Genomic DNA, 18,097 nt, shown 5'->3' with positions numbered 1-18,097 from the left:
CACTGCGCCGGCTCAGGCCGTGCGGCCCTGCAGGTAGTCCCAGGCCAGGCGCGTCAGCGCCTCGACGCCGGTCTTCAGCGCCGACTCGTCGATCGTGAAGCGCGGCGAGTGGTTCGACGCGAACGTCGCCGGATCAGCGCCCTTCGGCCGCACGCCGACGAACAGGAACAGGCCCGGAATCTGTTGCTGGTAGAACGAGAAATCCTCGGCGCCGAGCATCGGCCGCGCCTCGAACAGGCGCGCGCCGAATTGCCGCTGCAGGCTCGGCAGCATGCGCTGCGTCAGCGCCGGATCGTTCCAGGTCACCGGGTAGGCGTGGGTCTCGGCGATGTGAACGCTGGCGCGCGCGCCCGAGGCGGCGGCGGTCGATTCGGCCGTGCGCCGCACGCGCTCGTGCAACTGCCGGCGCATGTCCTCGTCGAGTGCACGCAGCGTGCCTTTCATCTCGACACGGTCCGGAATGATGTTGTTGCGCACGCCGCCTTCGATCTTGCCGATCGTGACGATCACCGGCGCTTCGGTCACATCCATCTGCCGGCTGGCGATCGTCTGCAGGCCGAGCACGATCTGGCTGGCGGCAACGATCGGATCGATGCCGGCCCACGGCGCGGCGCCGTGCGTCTGCTTGCCGTCGACGACGATGCGCAGATCGTCGGAGCTGGCCATGATGCCGCCGGCGCGATAGCCGACCTTGCCGACCTCGTAGCCGGCGAACAGGTGCAGGCCGAAGATCGCTTCGGGCCGGGGCTCGCGCGACAGCACGCCCTGCTTGACCATCAGCTCGGCACCGCCCTCCTCGCCGGGCGGCGCGCTTTCCTCGGCCGGCTGGAAGATGAACTTGACGGTGCCCGGCAGCTCGCCGCGCCGCGCCGCCAGCACCTCGGCGACGCCGAGCAGGATCGCCATGTGGCCGTCGTGGCCGCAGGCGTGCATGACGCCGACGTCCTGGCCGTCGTAGGTGGTGCGCACGGTCGATTTGAACGGGACGTCGACGTCCTCGACGACCGGCAGTGCGTCCATGTCGGCACGCAGCGCGATCACCGGACCGGGCCGGCCGCCGCGCAGCACGGCGACGACGCCGGTGTGGGCGACGCCGGTCTGCACGTCGAGCTTCAGCGCGCGCAGCTTGCCGGCGACGTACTTGGCCGTCTCGAACTCGCGGTTCGACAGCTCCGGATGCTGGTGCAGCCAGCGACGGTCGGCGATCACGCCCGGCGCGGCGCGATCGATCAATGCCGCCAGACCGTCGTCCAGGCCGTCGTCGGCCGCCGCGGCCGTGGCAGCCAGACCGAACGCGACGAAAGCGGCGTAAAGGGCAAAGCGACGCTGGCGCGGCATGGCGACTCCGGAATCGGGACCGCCGGACGGCGGCTTTGCCGTTCTACCGCGGCCCGGCGAGTTGCGCCAGCCGGTTCAGGGCTGCGCCGCTGACGCGATTGATGATCCACTCGCGCTTCATTTCGGCGCCGAGGCTCTGGTAGAAGCGGATCGCCGGCTCGTTCCAGTCAAGCACGGTCCATTCGTAACGTCCGCAACCACGCTCGACGCCGATGCGCGCGACCTCGGCGAGCAGGCGCTTGCCGACGCCGAGCCCGCGCCGCGCCGGCTGCACGAACAGATCTTCGAGGTAAATGCCCGGCTTGCCGACGAAGGTCGAGTAATTGTGGAAGAACAGCGCAAACCCCGCCGGCTGGCCGTCGGCCTCGGCGATGATCGCCTCGGCGTACGGCCGCGCGCCGAACAGGTGCTCGCGCAGGCTGTCCTCGCTGGCGACGCACTCGTGCGCGAGCTTCTCGTACTCGGCGAGCGCGCGGATCAGCGCCAGCAGCAGTGCCGTGTCGGCGACGCTCGCCGGGCGGATCGTGATCGTCGCCATCAGAAGCCGAGCACCTGACGCATCGTGTAGAGCCCCGGCTCGCGGCCGGCGAGCCAGGCCGCGGCGCGCACGGCGCCGTTGGCGAAGTTCATGCGGCTCGAAGCCTTGTGCGCGATCTCCACGCGCTCGCCGTCGCCGAGGAACATCACGGTGTGATCGCCGACCACGTCGCCGCCGCGGATCGTCTGGAAACCGATCGTGCGGCGCTCGCGCGGGCCGGTGTGACCGTGGCGCGCGTAGACCGCGACCTCGTCCAGATCGCGGCCGACGCCGTGGGCGACCGCCTCGCCCATCATCAGCGCGGTGCCGCTCGGCGCATCGACCTTGTGGCGGTGATGGGCCTCGACGATCTCGATGTCGAAGTCGTCGCCGAGCGCGCGCGCCGCGTCCTCGAGCAGCTTCAGGCAGAGGTTGACGCCGATGCTGAAATTGCCGGCCATCAGCACCGGCAGACGTATCGCGGCCGCCTCGATCAGCGCCTTCTGCCCGGCGCTGAAGCCGGTGGTGCCGATCACCATGCGCTTGCCGAGCACGGCACAGGCTTCGAGCGCGGCGAGCGTACCCTCGGGACGGGTGAAGTCGATCAGCACGTCGAACTGCGCGGCGGCGGTGGCGATATCGGCGCTGATGCGCACCTCGCTGCCTTCGACCGGCTTGCCGAGCTCGGCGTGCCCGGCGCGCTCGAATGCCGCACCGAGCTCGACCAGCGGCGAGGCAGCGACGGCGGCGGCGACGGCACGGCCCATGCGGCCGGTGGCGCCGAGAATGGCGATGCGGGGACGAGCGGTCATGGTCGGCGGTAGAAAAAAGGGGCGCATAGATTAGCGGCGCGCCGCGCCGTCCGCAGCACGGCCCGGCGCCATCCCCTGCGCGGCCGCCTGCCGCGCTCGCCGGTCTAGATTTCGGCCTCGTGCGGCTCGGCCGCGAACGCCAGGCCCAGAGCACCGGCCCCGACGTTGATGCCGCCGGTCACGCTCATCATGCTCTCGATGCGCTCGACACCGTGCTCGCTGCAGGTCCGCACCAGATTCTCGTAGCCCGGCAGCGCGCGCATCTCGGCAAGGTCGCCGCCGTAGCACAGGCCCAGCGTCGGCGTCAGCAGGCCGGCGCGGACGCGCTCCTCGGCGTAGGCGAACAGCCGTGCGCAGGCGTCGTCGAAGTGACGCAGCTTGGCGACCGGTCCCGTCTCGTTGCGATAGCCGCGCACGATCGGCTTGATGTCGAGCATGGTGCCGAGCGCCGCGCCGACCCAGCCGACACTGCGATCGCCCTTTTTCTGGCCCCGCACGCGCAGATAGTGCAGATCGCGCGGCACCATGTAGCCATAGGTGTTCTGCACGATGAACTCGGCGCGCTCGCGGATCTTGTTGGGGTTCGCCGTGCCGGCCTCGATCAGGCGCACGATCTCGACCGCGCTGATCGCCTGCGCGACGAACAGGTTCTGCGTGTCGATCACGCGCAGCGCGAACGGCCCCGGAATGCCGGCCTGGGCACGGATCGGCTTGTAGTCGCGCAGAATCGCGAACGAAGCCTGCGTGGCGTTGGCGTGGATCGGGCTGCGGCTGCTGGCGATGGTCAGGCAGAACACGAAGTCGTAATCGAGCACCAGCTTGCGCAGGAACACGTCGCGGATCTGCTCGACCGAGAACGGCGACGAGCCGGCGTCGCCCCTGGCGCCGAGCCGCTCGCGATAGAAGCGCAGCGTGGTTTCGGGATCACGCTGGTCAACCAGATCCTGACCGTCCAGGTGGATGGTGATCGGCAGGATCTGGATCTTGTGCCGCGCGATGAACTCCGGCGGCAGATCACAGGCCGAATCGACGACAAGGCCGATGCGCATGAGGCTCCCTCCTCCCTCGCAAGTGGGCCGAAGACGGCCCGTGACCGACGCTTTCTATTTTTCGCGGCGCTTGGCTTCGAGCCAGCGCGCTTCCATCGCGTCGAGTCGACGAGGATCGCCGATCGGCGGCAGCTGTTCAAGCGCGGCGCAGACGTACTCGAAACGACGCGCGAACTTGGCGTTGGTGCCGGCCAGCGCAGCCTCGGCGTCGACGCCGAGGTGGCGGGCGAGGTTCACCGCCATGAACAGCACGTCGCCGAGTTCCTCCTGCGTGCGAATGCGGCCCTGGGTCGCCGCTTCCTTGAGTTCGGCCACTTCCTCGTCGAGCTTGTCCCAGAGCTCGTCGAGCTGGCGCCAGTCGAAGCCGAGTCCGGCGGCCTCGCGCTGCAGGCGCAGCGCCTCGGCGAGCGCGTCCTTGCCGGCGTCGGCGCTCATCGGCGCATCCTCCCGGCGAGATCCCAGAGCATGCCGGCGGTCGCGCCCCAGATGCGGCGACCCTGCCAGTTGACCTCGTAGATCGGAACCTTGAAACCGGCGCGCTCGAACAGCTTGCGCTCGAAGCTCGCCGGATCGGCGAGCACTGAGAACGGCACGTCGAAGACCTCGGCGACTTCATCCTGCTGCAGCGACAGCATCGGCTCGGGATCGACGATGCCGACCACCGGCGTGACCAGGAAGCGGCTCAGCGTCGGAAAATCGTCGAGATAGCCGACGATCTCCACGCTCGCCGGATCGAGGCCGACCTCTTCCTGCGCTTCGCGCAGCGCGTTGTCGACGGCGGTGATGTCGGAGGCATCCTTGGCCCCGCCCGGAAAGGCGATCTGGCCGCCGTGCGTGCGCAGGTTCGGCGCGCGCACCGTCAGTAGCACATGCAGATCGGCACCGCGGCGGATCATCGGCACCAGCACCGCCGCCGGGCGCAGCGTCGCGCGCATCGCCGCCGGAATCAGCTTGTCGAGCAGCGGCGTCTCGAGCGTGGCGATCGGCCGCGGCGTCTCCAGATGCGTGTCGGCCAGCGCCGCGCGCAGGCGCCGCTCAAGCTCAGGGGAAGACACGGGCCGGTTCGGTTCGGGAGCATTCATCGCCGCCAGTTTAGCGGAGCCGCCGGGCTCGACCTAGAATCGCGGCCATGAGCGACCCCGACTTCATCGACGCGCTGCGCGAGCGCTATCTCGCGCTGTCCCCGCACATGGCCGAATGCGGCATGCAGGTCGGCGCGCTCAGCGCCGACGCCGCGGTCCTGATCCTGCCCTGGCGCGAGGACTGGCTCGGCGACAGCGAGAGCGGTCGCATCAATCCCGGCGTCATCACCGTGCTGGTCGACAGCGCCGCCGGGCTCGCGGTACTGGCCCGCGTCGGCCAGCGCGAGCCGATCGCCACGCTCGATCTGCGCATGGATTACCTGCGGCCGGCGTTTCGCGGCGCGGCCGTGCATTGCCGCACCAGCTGCTTTCGCCTGACGCAGAGCATCGCCTTCGTCCGCGCCACCGTCTGGCAGCACGACGAGGGGCAGCCGATCGCCAGCGCGCAGCTGGTCTTCATGCGCTCGAACGCCCCGCGCCCCGGCCACGGCGGTGCGCCATGAGCGGCGCCTGGATTGAAGCCCGGCGCGCGGCGCGCGAACGCGGCGACTACGCGCCGCTGGTCGCGCTGATTCCGTACGCGCGCTTTCTCGGCATGCGGGTCGAGACGCACGAGCAGCGGCCGCGCCTGCGCCTGCCGTTCCGCGACAGTCTGGTCGGCAACCCGCGCCTGCCGGCATGGCACGGCGGCGTGACCGCAGCGTTCATGGAAAACACCGCGCTGCTGCACCTGCTGCTGCAGCTCGACGCCGAGCGCATGCCGAAGAGCATCGACTTCGCGGTCGACTACCTGCTGTCGGGCCGCCCCGAGGACCTGTATGCGGATTGCGAGATCACGCGTCTCGGCAGTCGTGTCGCGCAGACGCAGATCCGCTGCTGGCAAAGCGATCCGGCGCGGCCGATCGCCATCGCGCGCGCTCATTTCCTGCTGTCGACGTCGGAATGAATCCTTACCGAGGCTGGCTGACGCTGCGCGAGATCGACGCCGCCGCCGGGCTCGCCAAGGGCCACGCGTTCCGCCGCTTCAAGCAGCTCGCGGCGCTGCGCGAGGAAGGCGTCGACTACCGCGTGCTCGATCATCGTCTGGCCACATCCGAGATCGCAACGCTGCGCACGCAGGGTCGCATCCACGGCAACAGCATCAACGTCGTGCTGCTCGCGCCCGATTTCGCCACGGCCTTGCTGGCGTCGCTGCGCGACGCCCCGCCGCAGCACCAGTAAGCGGGCTTTCCATCTCGTCCATTCTTGGGTTGTACGGCGCGGCGGGCTGGGCTTACGATGCGCCCTCCTCACACTATTTCCGGAGCGTTTCATGTCTGCTGCTGAACTGCTGAAGAACCTGCCGTCCGCCTTCAACGCCGCCGAGGCGAGCGGCACCGATTGCACGATCCAGTTCAACTGCTCGCAGCCGGTCCATGCCGTCGTCAAGAACGGCGCGTGCTCGATCGTCGACGGCGTGTCCAGCACCGCCGATGTGACGATCACGATGGAAGACGACGATCTCGTCGCGCTGATGAAGGGCGAACTCAATGGCATGACCGCGTTCATGACCGGCAAGCTGCAGGTCGAGGGCGACCTGATGCTCGCGCAGCGCCTGCCGGCCCTGTTCGACTCCAGCAAGCTCTAAGTCTTGTCGGACACGCAGGACACGACCCCGGGCCCCGAGGCCCGGGGTTTTTCGTTTGCGCTGGAGCGCGGCAGCAGCGGGCTCGAACTGCACGCGCGCCACCATCCCGAGTTCAAGCCGGTGCGCTGTGACTGGACCGACGCCGAATTGACGCGCCGCGTCGCCGCCGGCAAGAAGCAGCTGCTGCCGCGCGCGATCGGCCTGCACAAGCATCCGCAGGCCGAGGTGCTCGACGCCACCGCCGGACTCGGCCGCGACGGCTTCACGCTTGCCGCGCTCGGCGCGCGGGTGACGATGGCCGAACGCCAGCCCCTGTTCGCCGCACTCCTCGAGGATGCCCGCACACGCGCCCTCGCCGATCCGCACTGGCACGAGGCCGCCGCGCGCATCGAGCTGATCGCCGGCGACGCCGTCGCACTGATGCGCAGCGGACGGCGCTGGGATGTCGTACACCTCGACCCCATGTATCCGCACCGCGGCAAGCAGGCCCTGCCGCAGAAGGAAATGCAGCTGCTGCGCGAGCTGACCGGCAGCGATCCGGATGCTTCGGCGCTGCTCGCCCCGGCGCTCGCCTGCGCGCGCCTGCGCGTCGTCGTCAAGCGACCGAGCGCCGCGCCATTCCTCGCCGACCGCAAGCCGGCGTTCCAGATCAGCGGCACGCAGGCGCGCTACGACGTCTATCTGCCCGAGGCTTAGGGCCCGTTACGCCGACAGCAACGCCGATAGCGTCGCCGCGGGTTCGTCTGGCTGGCCGTGATGCGGCGTTGCGGACTGTTTCTCGGGAATCGCCCGGCGGCGCGGCCCGCGCCTTCCCTTTGCACGGCCGCCCCACGCCCGGCGGCTCGCCGGACGGCATCCCTGCAGCCCCCCATGAAACGACGGTGGCCACCTCGCGGGGCCGTGCACTGCGCGAACGACTCCGTTGCTCAGGGATGCCCGGTACATGTCGCTCCCCGTTCTTTGCGCTGTGGCGGAACGGGGCCGGCCTCAACGACGCGATGGGCGTGAACAGGGCCAATCCCCAACCCGCGGCATTCCCGACGCCGGCGCCAACTGCCGGCCGATTCCTCCCGTTGACATCCGGCTGAGCGCTGCGGCCGTTCTCAGCCTTCGCCAAGCCGGACGTCCGGTCACCCTTTTCATTAATTCAAATGATAATTATTATTATTTAAATTCACAAAGAATCCGGACCCGTCATGCCGCAAACCTTCCCCGCCTCCGCCCGCACCTTCGCCCCCGCTCCGCTGGCCGACGCCGCGCGCGGCCTGCTGCTGAGCGTCGGCATCGGGCTGATCCCGACGATCGCCGTCGCCGCACCGCCGGCGGCAAACGGCGCCGAGACGGCGAGCCCGGCGATCGCTGACGGCCCGCTGGGCACGGCGCTGGAGCGCTACGCCGCGAGCACCGGCCTGCGCCTGCAGTACACGCCTGCGCTGGTCGCCGGGCGCAGAAGCGCCGGCCTCGCCGCCCGTCATGCGCCGGACGAGGACCTGGCGCGACTGCTCGCCGGCTCCGGCCTCCAGGCCTACGCCCAGCCGGACGGCAGCTATCGGCTGCAGCTCGGCGAGGACGCCGACGGCATCGCCGTCGTGCACGTCACCGGCCGGCGCCTCGGCGATCAGTACGCCGTGCGTTCGAGCAGCGCCGCGACCCGCCTGCCGCTGTCGCTGCGCGAGACGCCGCAGTCGATCAGCGTGATCACACAGGCGGAGATCCAGGACTTCGCGCTGCAAAGCGTCAACGATCTACTCACGCACGCGACCGGCATCAACGTCGAACGCGTCGAGACCGACCGCACCTACTACACGGCACGCGGCTTCGACATCACCAACTTCCAGGTCGATGGCATCGGCGTGCCGTTCGCCAACGGCAACCAGTGGGGCGACGTCGACGTCGCGATCTATGACCGCGTCGAGGCGCTGCGCGGCGCCAACGGCCTGCAGTCCTCGACCGGCAACCCGTCGGCGACGATCAACTTCGTGCGCAAGCGTCCGACCGCGGGCCTGCAGGGCGACATCGCCGCGACGCTCGGCTCCTGGGGACAGCGCCGCCTCGACGTCGACGTCTCCGGCGCGCTCGACGACGGCGGCCACGTGCGCGGCCGCATCGTCGGCGTCGCCGAGCACAAGGACTCGTATCTCGACCGCTACTCGCGCGACAAGACCGTCGGCTACGGCATCGTCGAAGCCGACCTCGCTCCGGATACGATGCTGACGCTCGGCTTCTCGCAGCAGAGCCTGCATGCCGACAGCCCGATGTGGGGCGCGCTGCCGCTGTGGCACAGCGACGGCACGCCGACCCACTACGATCGCTCGACGAGCACATCCGCCGACTGGTCGTACTGGGACAACAGCGACCAGACGGCCTTCGCCGAACTGAGCCGGCGACTCGGCGAGGAGTGGAAGGCGTCCGCCGTGCTGACGCGCCGACGCCTGGAAGCCGACTCCGATCTTTTCTACGTCTACGGCGAACCCGACCCCAACGACGGCACGGGTCTGTTCAGCTACCCCTCGCAGTTCAGCTCGACCGAAACGCAATGGATCGGCGACGTCTATGCCGGCGGCCCGTTCACGCTGCTGGGCCGCCGCCACGATCTCATGCTGGGCGCCAGCTGGTCGAAGGACGACAACAGCCAGTTGTCGAAGTACAACACCCACATCGGCGACGCGGTGCCGGATCTCGCGAGCTGGGACGGCAGCTTCCCGCACTACGCCTACGATGCCTCCTCGATCGGCGCCGAATTCGCGAACCGCCGTCAGAGCCTCTACGCCGCAGCGCGCTGGAACCTCGCCGACGCGCTGAAGCTGCTGACCGGCGCCAACTTCACGCACGCCGAGACGTCGGGCGAAAGCTACAACGTACAGCACCAGTATCAGGCCGATGATCTCAGCCCCTACGTCGGCATCGTCTGGGACGTGGCGCCGCACTACTCGCTGTACGCCAGCTACGCGCAGATCTTCAATCCGCAGACCGAAGTCGACGAGCAGCACCAGGTGCTCGAACCGATCGAGGGCAGCAACCTCGAAGGCGGTGTCAAGGGCGAGTGGCTCGACCGGCGCCTCAACGCGAGCCTCGCGGTGTTCCGCGTCGAACAGAACAACACCGCCGAAGCCGGCGGCTACGACAGCTACGGCCGGCAGTTCTACGTCGCCCGGGATGCGACCTCGACCGGCTTCGAAGTCGACGTCGTCGGCGAGATCCTGCCCGGCTGGTCGCTCAGCGCCGGCTACACGCAGATGAAGATCGAAGGCCCGGATGGCGAAGACGCACGCACCTTCGTGCCCCGCAAGACCGCGCGCCTGACGACCCGCTACCGCCTGCCGATGCTCAACGCGCTCCGGCTCGGCGCCAGCGTGCGCTGGCAGGACGAGATTTACCGCATCGACACGCTGTACAGCGGCGCGCCGGTCAAGACCCGCCAGGACGCCTACGCGGTGCTCGACCTGATGGGCGCCTACCGCATTACCGAGTTCATGGATCTGACGGTGAACCTCAATAACGTCACCGACGAAAAGTACCTGACCAGCCTGTACTGGTCGCAGTCCTACTACGCGGCCCCGCGCGGGGTCAGCGCAACCTTGAGCTGGCAGTTCTAGGCACAACGCGAGCCGCGCGGCGGATCCGGGCCGACCGGATCTTCCGCGCCGCCGCGGTGGATGCGCGCGTCACCGATGCGGAATACTCGCATCCATGCACCTGCTCACTCTCGTCCGCCACGCCAAATCGTCGTGGGACAATCCCGAACTCAGCGATTTCGAACGCCCGCTCAACGACCGCGGTCGCCGTGACGCGCCGCGCATGGCGGCGTGGGCGCGCCAGGCGCTCGGCGTGCCGGACCGCATCGTCAGCAGCCCGGCGCTGCGCGCGATCACGACGGCGCGCCTGTTCGCCGACGCCCTCGGCATCGACGGCCATCAACTGCTGATCCAGCCCCGCGTCTACGAAGCCGCACTGCCGACGCTGCTGCGCCTGGTGCGCGGCTTCGACGACGCGGATCGTCACGTCATGCTGTTCGGCCACAACCCGGGGCTCAGCGAACTTGCGCACGCCCTGGCACGCTGCCCGTTCGACGATCTGCCGACCTGCGCGGTCGCGCAGATCGCGTTACCGATCGAACATTGGGCGCAGCTGGTGGAGCACGACGGCGCGCTGCGCGATTACCAGTTCCCGAAACGCCTGCGTGACTGAGCCGGGCGCGCATCCTCCGGCATCAACAGGACGCCGCCGCGAGATTCCGCAAACCGACGCGGCACGGCAGCGCCGGCAACGATCCGCTCAGGCCGGCTCCGGCAGCGGCGCGGCGTCGAAGGCGTGGCCGCGATCGAGCAGGTAGTCGAGCCACTTGTTGAGCAGCAGGTTGCGACGCCACTGCGCCGAGAGGAAGGCATGCGCCGCAGGATCAGCGTCGTCCTCGGCCTCCCACGGCGGGCGCTGGCTGCATTCGAGCGCTTCGGCGACCGATGCGTCGCGATACAGGCGCACCCACAGGTCCGGCTGCCGGCGCACGCCGGCCTCGTCGACGAATTCGTAAGTCAGACGCAAGGTCTGCGTGTAACGATCGCGCTCGACAATCTCCAGATGCAGGGGACAGTCGCGCTCGCTGCGCGAGACCACGCGCTGGCGCGGCGCATGACCGTCGAGCGCCGGCAGCAGCCGCTGCAACATGCGGTAGTTCCGCTCGTAGAGCTCGAGCAGATGCGCGATGCGCCGCGGCTTGCCGCAGCACGGGCAAAGATGCGTAGTAGCCTGCATGAGAGGACTATAAGATACCGGCCGAAAGCAAACCAAACAGAACGACGAACATGGCGATCCGCGACATCCAGACCAAGCCTTACCTCGACCAGAAGGCCGGTACCGCGGGTCTGCGCAAGAAAGTCGCCGTGTTCCAGCAGCCGCATTACCTGGAGAACTATCTGCAGTCGATCTTCGACTGCGTACCCGAACTCCGGGGCGGCACCCTCGTCATTGGGGGCGACGGACGCTATCACAACCGCGCCGCGATCCAGACCACCGCCGCGATCGCCGCGGCCAACGGCATCGCCCGCCTGATCATCGGCCAGGGCGGCCTGCTGTCGACGCCGGCGGCCTCGAACCTGATTCGCGTGCGCCAGGCCGCCGGCGGCCTGCTGCTGACGGCGAGCCACAACCCGGCCGGCCCGGACGGCGACTTCGGCCTCAAATTCAACGTCGCCGGCGGCGGCCAGGCGAGCGAAGGTCTGACAGCACGCATCTTCGAGTACAGCAAGATGATCGCGCGCTACCGCGTGCTCGACGCCGCGCCGATCGACATTGATCGTCGCGGCGAGCAGACGCTCGGCGACTGCGTGGTCGAGATCGTCGACAGCGTCGACGACTACGCCCGCCTGATGCAGCAGCTGTTCGATTTCGACCGCCTGCGCGACTGGCTCAAGCGCGGCGCGCGCCTGCGCTTCGACGCCATGCACGCCGTCACCGGCCCGTACGCGCAACGCATCTTCGTCGAAATGCTCGGCGCGCCGGGCAACAGCGTGATGAACGCCGTGCCGCTCGAGGACTTCGGCGGCGGCCACCCCGATCCGAACCTGATCTACGCCAAACATCTCGCCGACCTCGCCTATCAGGACGACGCGCCGGACCTGATCGCCGCCAGCGACGGCGACGGCGATCGCAACATGATCCTTGGCCGCGGCCTGTTCGTCTCGCCCGGCGATTCGCTGGCGATGCTCGCCGCCAACCTGCAGCGGCTGCCCGGCTATCGCGACGGCGTCAGGGGCATCGCCCGTTCGATGCCGACCTGCCGCGCCGCCGATCAGGTCGCCAAGGCGCTGCACGTGCCCCTGTACGAAACGCCGACCGGCTGGAAGTTCTTCTGCAACCTGCTCGACGCCGGCGACGTCACGATCTGCGGCGAGGAAAGCTTCGGCACCAGCTCGTCGCATGCGCGCGAGAAGGATGGCCTGTGGGCGGTGCTGGCCTGGGCCAACGTGCTCGCCGCGACCGGCAAGTCGGTACGCGAGATCGCCGACCAGCACTGGCTGCACTTCGGCCGCCACTACTTCGCGCGCCACGACTACGAGGAGCTGGCCGCACCGCAGGCCGAGGCAGTGATGCAGGGCGTATCGTCGGAACTGGCGACGCTACCCGGGCGCAGCTTCGCCGAGCTGCCGGTCACGCTCGCCGACGAGTTCAGCTATCACGACAAGACCGACGGCAGCATCGCCACCGCGCAAGGCCTGCGCATCGTCTGCGGCGACGACGCCCGCGCGGTGCTGCGCCTGTCGGGCACCGGCACCAAGGGCGCGACGCTGCGCGTGTACCTGGAACGCTATCAGCGCGATGCCGGCCGTCTGCACTGGGACCCCGCCGAAGCGCTGGCACCGCTGACCAAGGCGATCGACGAGCTGGCGCGGATCAGCGAGCTGACCGGGCGACGGACGCCCGACGTCATCACCTGAGCGAATCCGGGGCCGAGCCCGTCGCCCTCAGCGGCGGCACCGGCCGCGCGCAGGGGGCCATGCGCGTCTGCCGCTCAGCGGAACAGCGTTGCGCCGAGCGCGATGCCGGTCACCAGAAAGAAGGCACCGGACCAGAATGCCCATACATAGCGCCGCTTGATCCGCCACCTGTTACCGACTTGATCGTAATAGCGTAAAGGCACGACATCAGCCGCCGATGTGATTGGGGGAAAAGGCAGGACGCACGCAGCCTGCGTCCGATGGCGCACATAGTACGTCAAAAATTATTTATTGCCGTAGAAAAACGGCCGTTTTCTGCTCTGAATACCTTATTTTTTCAGCGACACGGCACTTCGCCGCGACGGCATTCCGTCACTGCCGACCGTCACGGCGCAACTTCGTCAGAACTCCGCCACCCGGATCACGAGGAACATTTCAAGACCGCAAGAAAAGAAGGAAATCTTAAGAATTCTTAAGGATTCCAGCAGAATCCGCCATTTTTTTGACACTTGTCACCATCCAGGGCGCCAGTGGCCTCGCAGCCTGACAAGCTGTCATCGAATTGCCGTGCGCCGGACGCACACTGCGCGGCCCTCCGGCACCGCTACCACCACGGCGGCGGTGCCGGCGCCACAGCCTCATTCGAAAGGAAGCGAATCCCATGAAGACCCGGCATTCGCCGGAGCGCTGGCTTGCGCTCGCGGTTCTCGGTTGCACGCTGCAGGCGTGCGGCGGCCATTCCGACGTCGACGAAACGCCGGCGCCCGTCCCGCCGACATTGCACTGCGCTCCGGAGCCCACTGCCGGCGCCACCTCGCGCGCAGCGGTACCGGCCACCGCCTGCCCACCCACCCCGGAGGCGCTGTCATGAGCCGCACCGACCGCCGCAGCTTCCTGCGCCTCGCCGGCGGCGCCGTCGCCTTCGCCGCGCTGCCGGCCAGCATCCGCCGCGCGCTGGCGATCCCGGCCAACAATCGCACCGGTACCATCCGCGACGTCGAGCACGTGGTCATCCTGATGCAGGAAAACCGCTCGTTCGACCATTACTTCGGCACATTGCCCGGCGTGCGCGGCTTCGGCGACCGCATCACCGTACCGCTCGACGGCGGACGCAGCGTCTGGGAACAACGCTACGAGGCGGATGGCAGCACCCGCATCATCGTGCCGTACCATCTCGATCAGACCCAGGGCAACGCGCAGCGCGTCAACGGCACGCCGCACGGCTGGGACGACGCGCACGGCGCCTGGGATGACGGCCGCCTCGGCCGCTGGCCCACCTACAAGCAGCCGCAGTCGATGGGCCACTACCAGGAAGCCGAACTGCCGTTCCAGTTCGCGCTCGCGAACGCCTTCACGATCTGCGATGCCTATTTCTGCGGCATCCACAGCAGCACCAACCCGAACCGCCTGTTCCACTGGACCGGCAGCAACGACCCGGCCGGCGAGCACGGCGGACCGGCGATCAACAATCAGTGGGACTCGCTCGACGCCTCGAGCGAGGGCTATACGTGGAAGACGTATCCCGAGCGTCTCGAGGAGGCCGGCGTCAGCTGGAAGCTCTACCAGAACCTGCCGAACAACTTCACCGATAACCCGCTCGCCGGCTTCAAGACCTACCGGCAGGCCAACGAAACGCGCGGCAATGCGGCAAGCGGCTTTCCCTACCCCGCCTACAAGGACGCCGACAACGACGGCAATCCGCTGTACAAGGGCATCGCCAACACCCTGCCGGCCGGCAACGTCGCCAATCCGAACCTGCTCAGCGATTTCCGCAAGGACATCGACGCCGGCAAGCTGCCGCAGGTGTCGTGGATCGTCGCGCCGGACAGCTATTCCGAGCATCCCGGACCGTCGAGCCCGGTGCAGGGCGGCTGGTACCTGCAGGAAGTGCTCGATGCGCTGACCGAGAATCCGGAGATCTGGAGCAAGACGGTGCTGCTCGTCAACTTCGACGAGAACGACGGCTTCTTCGATCACGTGCCGCCGCCGTGCGCACCGTCGCTGAACGAAGACGGCAGCCGTGCCGGCCTGTCGACGATCGACCTCGCCGGCGAGACGCACAGCGACGGCCGCATCTACGGCCCGGGCCCGCGCGTGCCGATGTTTGTGATCTCGCCGTGGAGCCGCGGCGGCTGGGTCTGCAGCGAGACCTTCAGCCACACCTCGGTGCTGCGTTTTCTCGAAGCGCGCTTCGGCGTGCGCGAGGACAACATCAGCCCCTGGCGCCGCGCGGTCTGCGGCGACCTCACCTCCGCCTTCAATTTCGTCAACCCGAACGACGAAGACCTGCCGCCGCTGCCGACGCGCAGCAAGTCCGACGCCGACATCCTGCGCATCAGCCAGGAGTTCAAGTCGCAGGTGCCGGTGCCGGCCGAGACCGAGCAGCAGCTGCCGGCACAGCCCAAGAGTCTGCGCTTCTCGCGCGCACTGCCCTACGAGCTGCACGCGACCGCACGCGCCGACGTCATCCGCAACCGCCTGACGGTGCTGTTCGCCAACACCGGCCGCGTCGCCGCGGTGTTCCACGTCTACGACCGCCTGCACCTCGACCGCATCCCGCGCCGTTACGGCGTCGAGCCGGGCAAGACCCTGCAGGACGACTGGGATCTCTCGGCCGACGACGGCCGCTACGATCTGTGGGTGCTCGGCCCGAACGGCTGGCATCGCGCCTTCGCCGGCGACGCGCGTGCGATCCGCAACGGCGTCGACCCGGAAATCCGCGTCTGCTACGACCTCGCGCTCGGCGGCGTACAGCTCGATCTGCACAACCGCGGCACGCAGGCGCTGCGCTTCGAGATCGTGCCGAACGCCTATTTCGGCGCCGAACGCTGGAGCCTCGACGTCGCGGCCGGCCAGACGCAGACCCGGCTCTGGGGGCTGGCCGACAGCTTCCGCTGGTACGACTTCAGCGTGACGCACGCCGACAGCGGATTCTCACGCCGCTTCGCCGGCCGCATCGAGACCGGCGCACATTCGGTCAGCGACCCGGCCGCCTGAAGCAAACGGAGCGCGCCGCCGCGGCCGGCAGTCCGGGGCGGCGGCGCGCTTTCGGGCTGCGGCCGGCTCAGAAGCCGCGGCTCAGAGGCCGAGATTCATGCCCGGCGGCAGCTGCATGCCGGCGGTGACCGCGGCGAGCTTGGCCTTCGATGCCGCGTCGACCTTCTGCGCCGCGTCATTGATCGCCGCAGCGACGAGATCCTCGACGAATTCCTTGTCTTCCTTCAGCGCGTCCGGGCTGATCTCGACCTTGCGTGCCTGGTGCTGGCCGGTCATCGTGACTTTGACCATGCCGGCGCCGGCTTCACCGGTCACTTCCATGCGCGCGATCTCTTCCTGCGCGCGCTTCATGTTCTCCTGCATCTGCTGCGCCTGGCGCATCAGATTGCCCATCGCACCTTTCATCATCGTCTTGGCTCCAAAGTCTTGAGAGTCGGCCCCGCCGCGCGGCGGTGCCTTCAGGAATCGAGCGGGTGGATCGAACCCGGCTTGATCGTCGCCGCGAACTGCTCGCGGAATGCCCGCACGACCGGGTCGTTGAAGATCGCGCTCTCGGCCTGCTGCTGGCGCGCCGCCTCGCGCTGCACCGCCAGCTGCGCCGGCGAATCGACCTCGTCGATCGCGATCTCGATCGCAACGCGCACCGGCGCGCCGAGCTGCACCGACAGCGCGCGCTCGATCGCCGCGCGGCGTTCTTCGTTGAGCAGATGCTTGGCGCGCGCATCGAGCGCCAGACGCACGGCATCGCCGTCACGGCCGGCCCAGGCGCTGTTGCGCACCAGCTGGCGCGCGAAGCCTTCGAGGCCGAGCTGGTCGACCTGCGCCGCCCACTGCGCCGCCGTCAGCGTCGCGCCGCCAGCCGCTTCCTGGCGCGCGCTCGGCAGGGCCGGAGCCGGCGTGACGCTCGACACCGGCGTGGCGCGCGCCGCGACCGTCTCCACCGCGCCCGCCGTCGCAGCCGCAGCCGGAGCCGGAGCCGGAGCCGGAGCCGGAGCCGGAGCCGGAGCCGGAGCCGGAGCCGCCGATGCTGCCGCAGCGGGCGCTGCACGCACCGGCGCAGCCGCCGCAACCGGCGCGGCGCTGCCGCGCACGCCCGCAGCGCTGCCCGCACCACCGGCCGGCGCCAGCGGCGCCGGCGGCGCATCGTCGGGCCGGAACGCCGCCATGCGCAGCACCGCCATCTCGAAGCCCAGACGCGGATCGGGCGCCCACGGCAGGTCGCGGCGCGCGTGAACGGCAATCTGGTAATCGAGTTGCAGGTCCTCGGCGCGGAATGCGTCCTTGAGCGCGACCAGCGCCTCCTCGTCCTCATCGCTGCGCGCAGCCGGCAGCATCTGCAGCACGGCGAGCCGCTGCAGACAGGCGGCCAGATCGCTGAGCAGCGCGGCGTAGTCCGGTGCCTGCTGCTCCAGCTTCTGCAGGTTCGCGAACAGCGCCGCATGGTCGCCGGCGGCGAGCGCGCGCAGCAGCTCGAACAAGCGCTCGCGGCCGCTGGTGCCGAGCATGTCCTCGATCGGGCCGCGCGCCAGCGGCGCACCGCCAGAGAACGCGATCGCCTGGTCGAGCAACGACAGACCGTCGCGCATCGAGCCGTCGGCGGCGCGCGCGATCTCGGCGAGCGCCGGCAGCTCGTAGGCGACGCCTTCATTGTCGAGCACCTTGGCGAGCTGGTCGCGGATCAGCGACACCGGCAGGCGCTTCAGGTTGAACTGCAGGCAGCGCGACAGCACGGTGACCAGCAGCTTCTGCGGATCGGTCGTCGCGAGGATGAACTTGACGTGCGGCGGCGGCTCTTCGAGCGTCTTCAGCAGCGCGTTGAACGCGCTCTTCGACAGCATGTGGACTTCGTCGATCAGATAGACCTTGTAGCGGCCGCGCGCCGGCGAGTACTGGGCGTTGTCGATCATCTGTCGCACGTCGTCGACGCCGGTGTTCGACGCCGCGTCGATTTCGAGCAGATCGACGAAGCGGCCCTGGTCGACTTCCTGGCAGGCCGAGCAGACGCCGCAGGGATGGGCGCTGACGCCGGTCTCGCAGTTGAGGCACTTGGCGATGATGCGCGCCAGCGTGGTCTTGCCGACGCCGCGCGTGCCGGTCAGCAGGATCGCCGGATGCAGCTTGTCGCCGGCCAATGCGTGCGACAGCGCCTTGACGACATGGTCCTGGCCCATCACGTCTTCGAAACGGCGCGGGCGCCACTTGCGGGCCAGTGCGAGATAGCTCATCGGGAAATGTCCGGAT

Annotated in this window: 19 protein-coding genes; 10 read left to right on the top strand and 9 right to left on the bottom strand. The window is 68.9% G+C overall.

Translation table 11 applies throughout. The annotated features are described in order from the left end of the window. Positions 1 to 12: 12 nt before the first annotated feature. From K343_RS0107895 to K343_RS0107870, 6 genes are all read right to left on the bottom strand, one after another. A complete protein-coding gene (locus K343_RS0107895) occupies positions 13 to 1,338 on the bottom strand; it encodes an amidohydrolase (RefSeq protein ID WP_028007603.1) in 1,326 nt (441 codons plus the stop codon). 43 nt (positions 1,339 to 1,381) lie between these two features. Then, positions 1,382 to 1,876, bottom strand: coding sequence for a GNAT family N-acetyltransferase (locus K343_RS0107890; protein WP_028007602.1), 495 nt, complete (start codon positions 1,874 to 1,876; stop codon positions 1,382 to 1,384). Then, on the bottom strand, positions 1,876 to 2,667 hold the full coding sequence (gene dapB, locus K343_RS0107885) for a 4-hydroxy-tetrahydrodipicolinate reductase (protein ID WP_043112310.1): 792 nt from the start codon (positions 2,665 to 2,667) through the stop codon (positions 1,876 to 1,878). The genes K343_RS0107890 and dapB overlap by 1 nt, the downstream gene beginning before the upstream one ends. 104 nt (positions 2,668 to 2,771) lie before the next feature. Beyond that, positions 2,772 to 3,716, bottom strand: a complete 945-nt coding sequence (locus K343_RS0107880; protein WP_028007600.1) for a DegV family protein — start codon at positions 3,714 to 3,716, stop codon at positions 2,772 to 2,774. Between the two features lie 54 nt (positions 3,717 to 3,770). Then, positions 3,771 to 4,151 (bottom strand): MazG nucleotide pyrophosphohydrolase domain-containing protein, encoded by a 381-nt coding sequence (locus K343_RS0107875; RefSeq protein ID WP_028007599.1) that lies wholly within the window; start codon positions 4,149 to 4,151, stop codon positions 3,771 to 3,773. Beyond that, complete coding sequence (locus K343_RS0107870) at positions 4,148 to 4,771, bottom strand: CoA pyrophosphatase (RefSeq protein ID WP_028007598.1); 624 nt, start codon at positions 4,769 to 4,771, stop codon at positions 4,148 to 4,150. Before K343_RS0107870 ends, K343_RS0107875 begins: the two co-directional genes overlap by 4 nt. 74 nt (positions 4,772 to 4,845) lie before the next feature. Between K343_RS0107870 and K343_RS21365 the strand changes: the two genes are divergently transcribed. The 7 genes from K343_RS21365 to K343_RS0107830 all read left to right on the top strand — a co-directional run bounded on the left by K343_RS21365 (position 4,846) and on the right by K343_RS0107830 (position 10,613). Continuing rightward, positions 4,846 to 5,301, top strand: coding sequence for a PaaI family thioesterase (locus K343_RS21365; protein WP_051278052.1), 456 nt, complete (start codon positions 4,846 to 4,848; stop codon positions 5,299 to 5,301). Continuing rightward, positions 5,298 to 5,744, top strand: coding sequence for a PaaI family thioesterase (locus K343_RS0107860; RefSeq protein WP_028007597.1), 447 nt, complete (start codon positions 5,298 to 5,300; stop codon positions 5,742 to 5,744). The genes K343_RS21365 and K343_RS0107860 overlap by 4 nt, the downstream gene beginning before the upstream one ends. Continuing rightward, a complete protein-coding gene (locus K343_RS0107855; RefSeq protein ID WP_028007596.1) occupies positions 5,741 to 6,019 on the top strand; it encodes a hypothetical protein in 279 nt (92 codons plus the stop codon). Before K343_RS0107860 ends, K343_RS0107855 begins: the two co-directional genes overlap by 4 nt. A 91-nt stretch (positions 6,020 to 6,110) precedes the next feature. Next, entirely contained in the window at positions 6,111 to 6,425 is a 315-nt protein-coding gene (locus K343_RS0107850) for an SCP2 sterol-binding domain-containing protein (protein WP_028007595.1), read from the top strand. A 3-nt stretch (positions 6,426 to 6,428) separates the two neighbouring features. Beyond that, positions 6,429 to 7,121: a class I SAM-dependent methyltransferase gene (locus K343_RS21360; RefSeq protein WP_051278051.1), complete on the top strand. Its 693-nt coding sequence runs from the start codon at positions 6,429 to 6,431 to the stop codon at positions 7,119 to 7,121. A 500-nt stretch (positions 7,122 to 7,621) separates the two neighbouring features. Then, on the top strand, positions 7,622 to 10,021 hold the full coding sequence (locus K343_RS0107840) for a TonB-dependent siderophore receptor (protein WP_051278050.1): 2,400 nt from the start codon (positions 7,622 to 7,624) through the stop codon (positions 10,019 to 10,021). A gap of 94 nt (positions 10,022 to 10,115) precedes the next feature. Further along, entirely contained in the window at positions 10,116 to 10,613 is a 498-nt protein-coding gene (locus tag K343_RS0107830) for a SixA phosphatase family protein (RefSeq protein ID WP_028007593.1), read from the top strand. Between the two features lie 87 nt (positions 10,614 to 10,700). Here K343_RS0107830 and K343_RS0107825 read toward each other — a convergent pair whose 3' ends face one another. After that, positions 10,701 to 11,177 carry a DUF1249 domain-containing protein gene (locus tag K343_RS0107825; RefSeq protein ID WP_028007592.1) on the bottom strand — a complete coding sequence of 159 codons (477 nt, stop codon included), beginning with the start codon at positions 11,175 to 11,177 and terminating at the stop codon, positions 10,701 to 10,703. 50 nt (positions 11,178 to 11,227) lie between these two features. On the opposite strand from K343_RS0107825, the gene K343_RS0107820 reads away from it, so the two are divergent. From K343_RS0107820 to K343_RS0107815, 3 genes are all read left to right on the top strand, one after another. After that, positions 11,228 to 12,859, top strand: a complete 1,632-nt coding sequence (locus tag K343_RS0107820; protein WP_028007591.1) for an alpha-D-glucose phosphate-specific phosphoglucomutase — start codon at positions 11,228 to 11,230, stop codon at positions 12,857 to 12,859. A 661-nt stretch (positions 12,860 to 13,520) separates the two neighbouring features. Then, positions 13,521 to 13,730, top strand: a complete 210-nt coding sequence (locus K343_RS24420) for a hypothetical protein (protein WP_154662481.1) — start codon at positions 13,521 to 13,523, stop codon at positions 13,728 to 13,730. After that, a complete protein-coding gene (locus K343_RS0107815; protein WP_028007590.1) occupies positions 13,727 to 15,856 on the top strand; it encodes a phosphocholine-specific phospholipase C in 2,130 nt (709 codons plus the stop codon). Before K343_RS24420 ends, K343_RS0107815 begins: the two co-directional genes overlap by 4 nt. An 81-nt stretch (positions 15,857 to 15,937) precedes the next feature. Here the strand turns inward: K343_RS0107815 and K343_RS0107810 are convergent, their stop codons facing one another. Next, positions 15,938 to 16,264, bottom strand: coding sequence for a YbaB/EbfC family nucleoid-associated protein (locus tag K343_RS0107810; RefSeq protein WP_028007589.1), 327 nt, complete (start codon positions 16,262 to 16,264; stop codon positions 15,938 to 15,940). Between the two features lie 50 nt (positions 16,265 to 16,314). Beyond that, positions 16,315 to 18,081, bottom strand: a complete 1,767-nt coding sequence (gene dnaX, locus K343_RS0107805) for a DNA polymerase III subunit gamma/tau (protein ID WP_028007588.1) — start codon at positions 18,079 to 18,081, stop codon at positions 16,315 to 16,317. Positions 18,082 to 18,097: the final 16 nt, after the last annotated feature.

The organism is Solimonas flava DSM 18980 (genome assembly GCF_000426685.1).
GTDB classification, from domain to species: domain Bacteria; phylum Pseudomonadota; class Gammaproteobacteria; order Nevskiales; family Nevskiaceae; genus Solimonas; species Solimonas flava.
The sequence above is the reverse complement of the archived record's forward strand: the minus strand, read 5'-3'. Positions and strand labels throughout refer to the sequence as shown.

What these genes read in the sequence shown, in the direction of transcription:
- K343_RS0107850 (WP_028007595.1), top strand. Translation starts at nt 6,111, where the DNA reads ATGTCTGCTGCTGAACTGCTGAAGAACCTGCCGTCCGCCTTCAACGCC.
- K343_RS24420 (WP_154662481.1), top strand. Translation starts at nt 13,521, where the DNA reads ATGAAGACCCGGCATTCGCCGGAGCGCTGGCTTGCGCTCGCGGTTCTC.
- K343_RS0107890 (WP_028007602.1), bottom strand. Translation starts at nt 1,876, where the DNA reads ATGGCGACGATCACGATCCGCCCGGCGAGCGTCGCCGACACGGCACTG.
- K343_RS0107840 (WP_051278050.1), top strand. Translation starts at nt 7,622, where the DNA reads ATGCCGCAAACCTTCCCCGCCTCCGCCCGCACCTTCGCCCCCGCTCCG.
- K343_RS0107825 (WP_028007592.1), bottom strand. Translation starts at nt 11,177, where the DNA reads ATGCAGGCTACTACGCATCTTTGCCCGTGCTGCGGCAAGCCGCGGCGC.
- K343_RS0107815 (WP_028007590.1), top strand. Translation starts at nt 13,727, where the DNA reads ATGAGCCGCACCGACCGCCGCAGCTTCCTGCGCCTCGCCGGCGGCGCC.
- K343_RS0107860 (WP_028007597.1), top strand. Translation starts at nt 5,298, where the DNA reads ATGAGCGGCGCCTGGATTGAAGCCCGGCGCGCGGCGCGCGAACGCGGC.
- K343_RS0107830 (WP_028007593.1), top strand. Translation starts at nt 10,116, where the DNA reads ATGCACCTGCTCACTCTCGTCCGCCACGCCAAATCGTCGTGGGACAAT.
- dapB (WP_043112310.1), bottom strand. Translation starts at nt 2,667, where the DNA reads ATGACCGCTCGTCCCCGCATCGCCATTCTCGGCGCCACCGGCCGCATG.
- K343_RS21365 (WP_051278052.1), top strand. Translation starts at nt 4,846, where the DNA reads ATGAGCGACCCCGACTTCATCGACGCGCTGCGCGAGCGCTATCTCGCG.
- dnaX (WP_028007588.1), bottom strand. Translation starts at nt 18,081, where the DNA reads ATGAGCTATCTCGCACTGGCCCGCAAGTGGCGCCCGCGCCGTTTCGAA.
- K343_RS0107880 (WP_028007600.1), bottom strand. Translation starts at nt 3,716, where the DNA reads ATGCGCATCGGCCTTGTCGTCGATTCGGCCTGTGATCTGCCGCCGGAG.
- K343_RS0107875 (WP_028007599.1), bottom strand. Translation starts at nt 4,151, where the DNA reads ATGAGCGCCGACGCCGGCAAGGACGCGCTCGCCGAGGCGCTGCGCCTG.
- K343_RS0107895 (WP_028007603.1), bottom strand. Translation starts at nt 1,338, where the DNA reads ATGCCGCGCCAGCGTCGCTTTGCCCTTTACGCCGCTTTCGTCGCGTTC.
- K343_RS0107820 (WP_028007591.1), top strand. Translation starts at nt 11,228, where the DNA reads ATGGCGATCCGCGACATCCAGACCAAGCCTTACCTCGACCAGAAGGCC.
- K343_RS0107855 (WP_028007596.1), top strand. Translation starts at nt 5,741, where the DNA reads ATGAATCCTTACCGAGGCTGGCTGACGCTGCGCGAGATCGACGCCGCC.
- K343_RS0107810 (WP_028007589.1), bottom strand. Translation starts at nt 16,264, where the DNA reads ATGATGAAAGGTGCGATGGGCAATCTGATGCGCCAGGCGCAGCAGATG.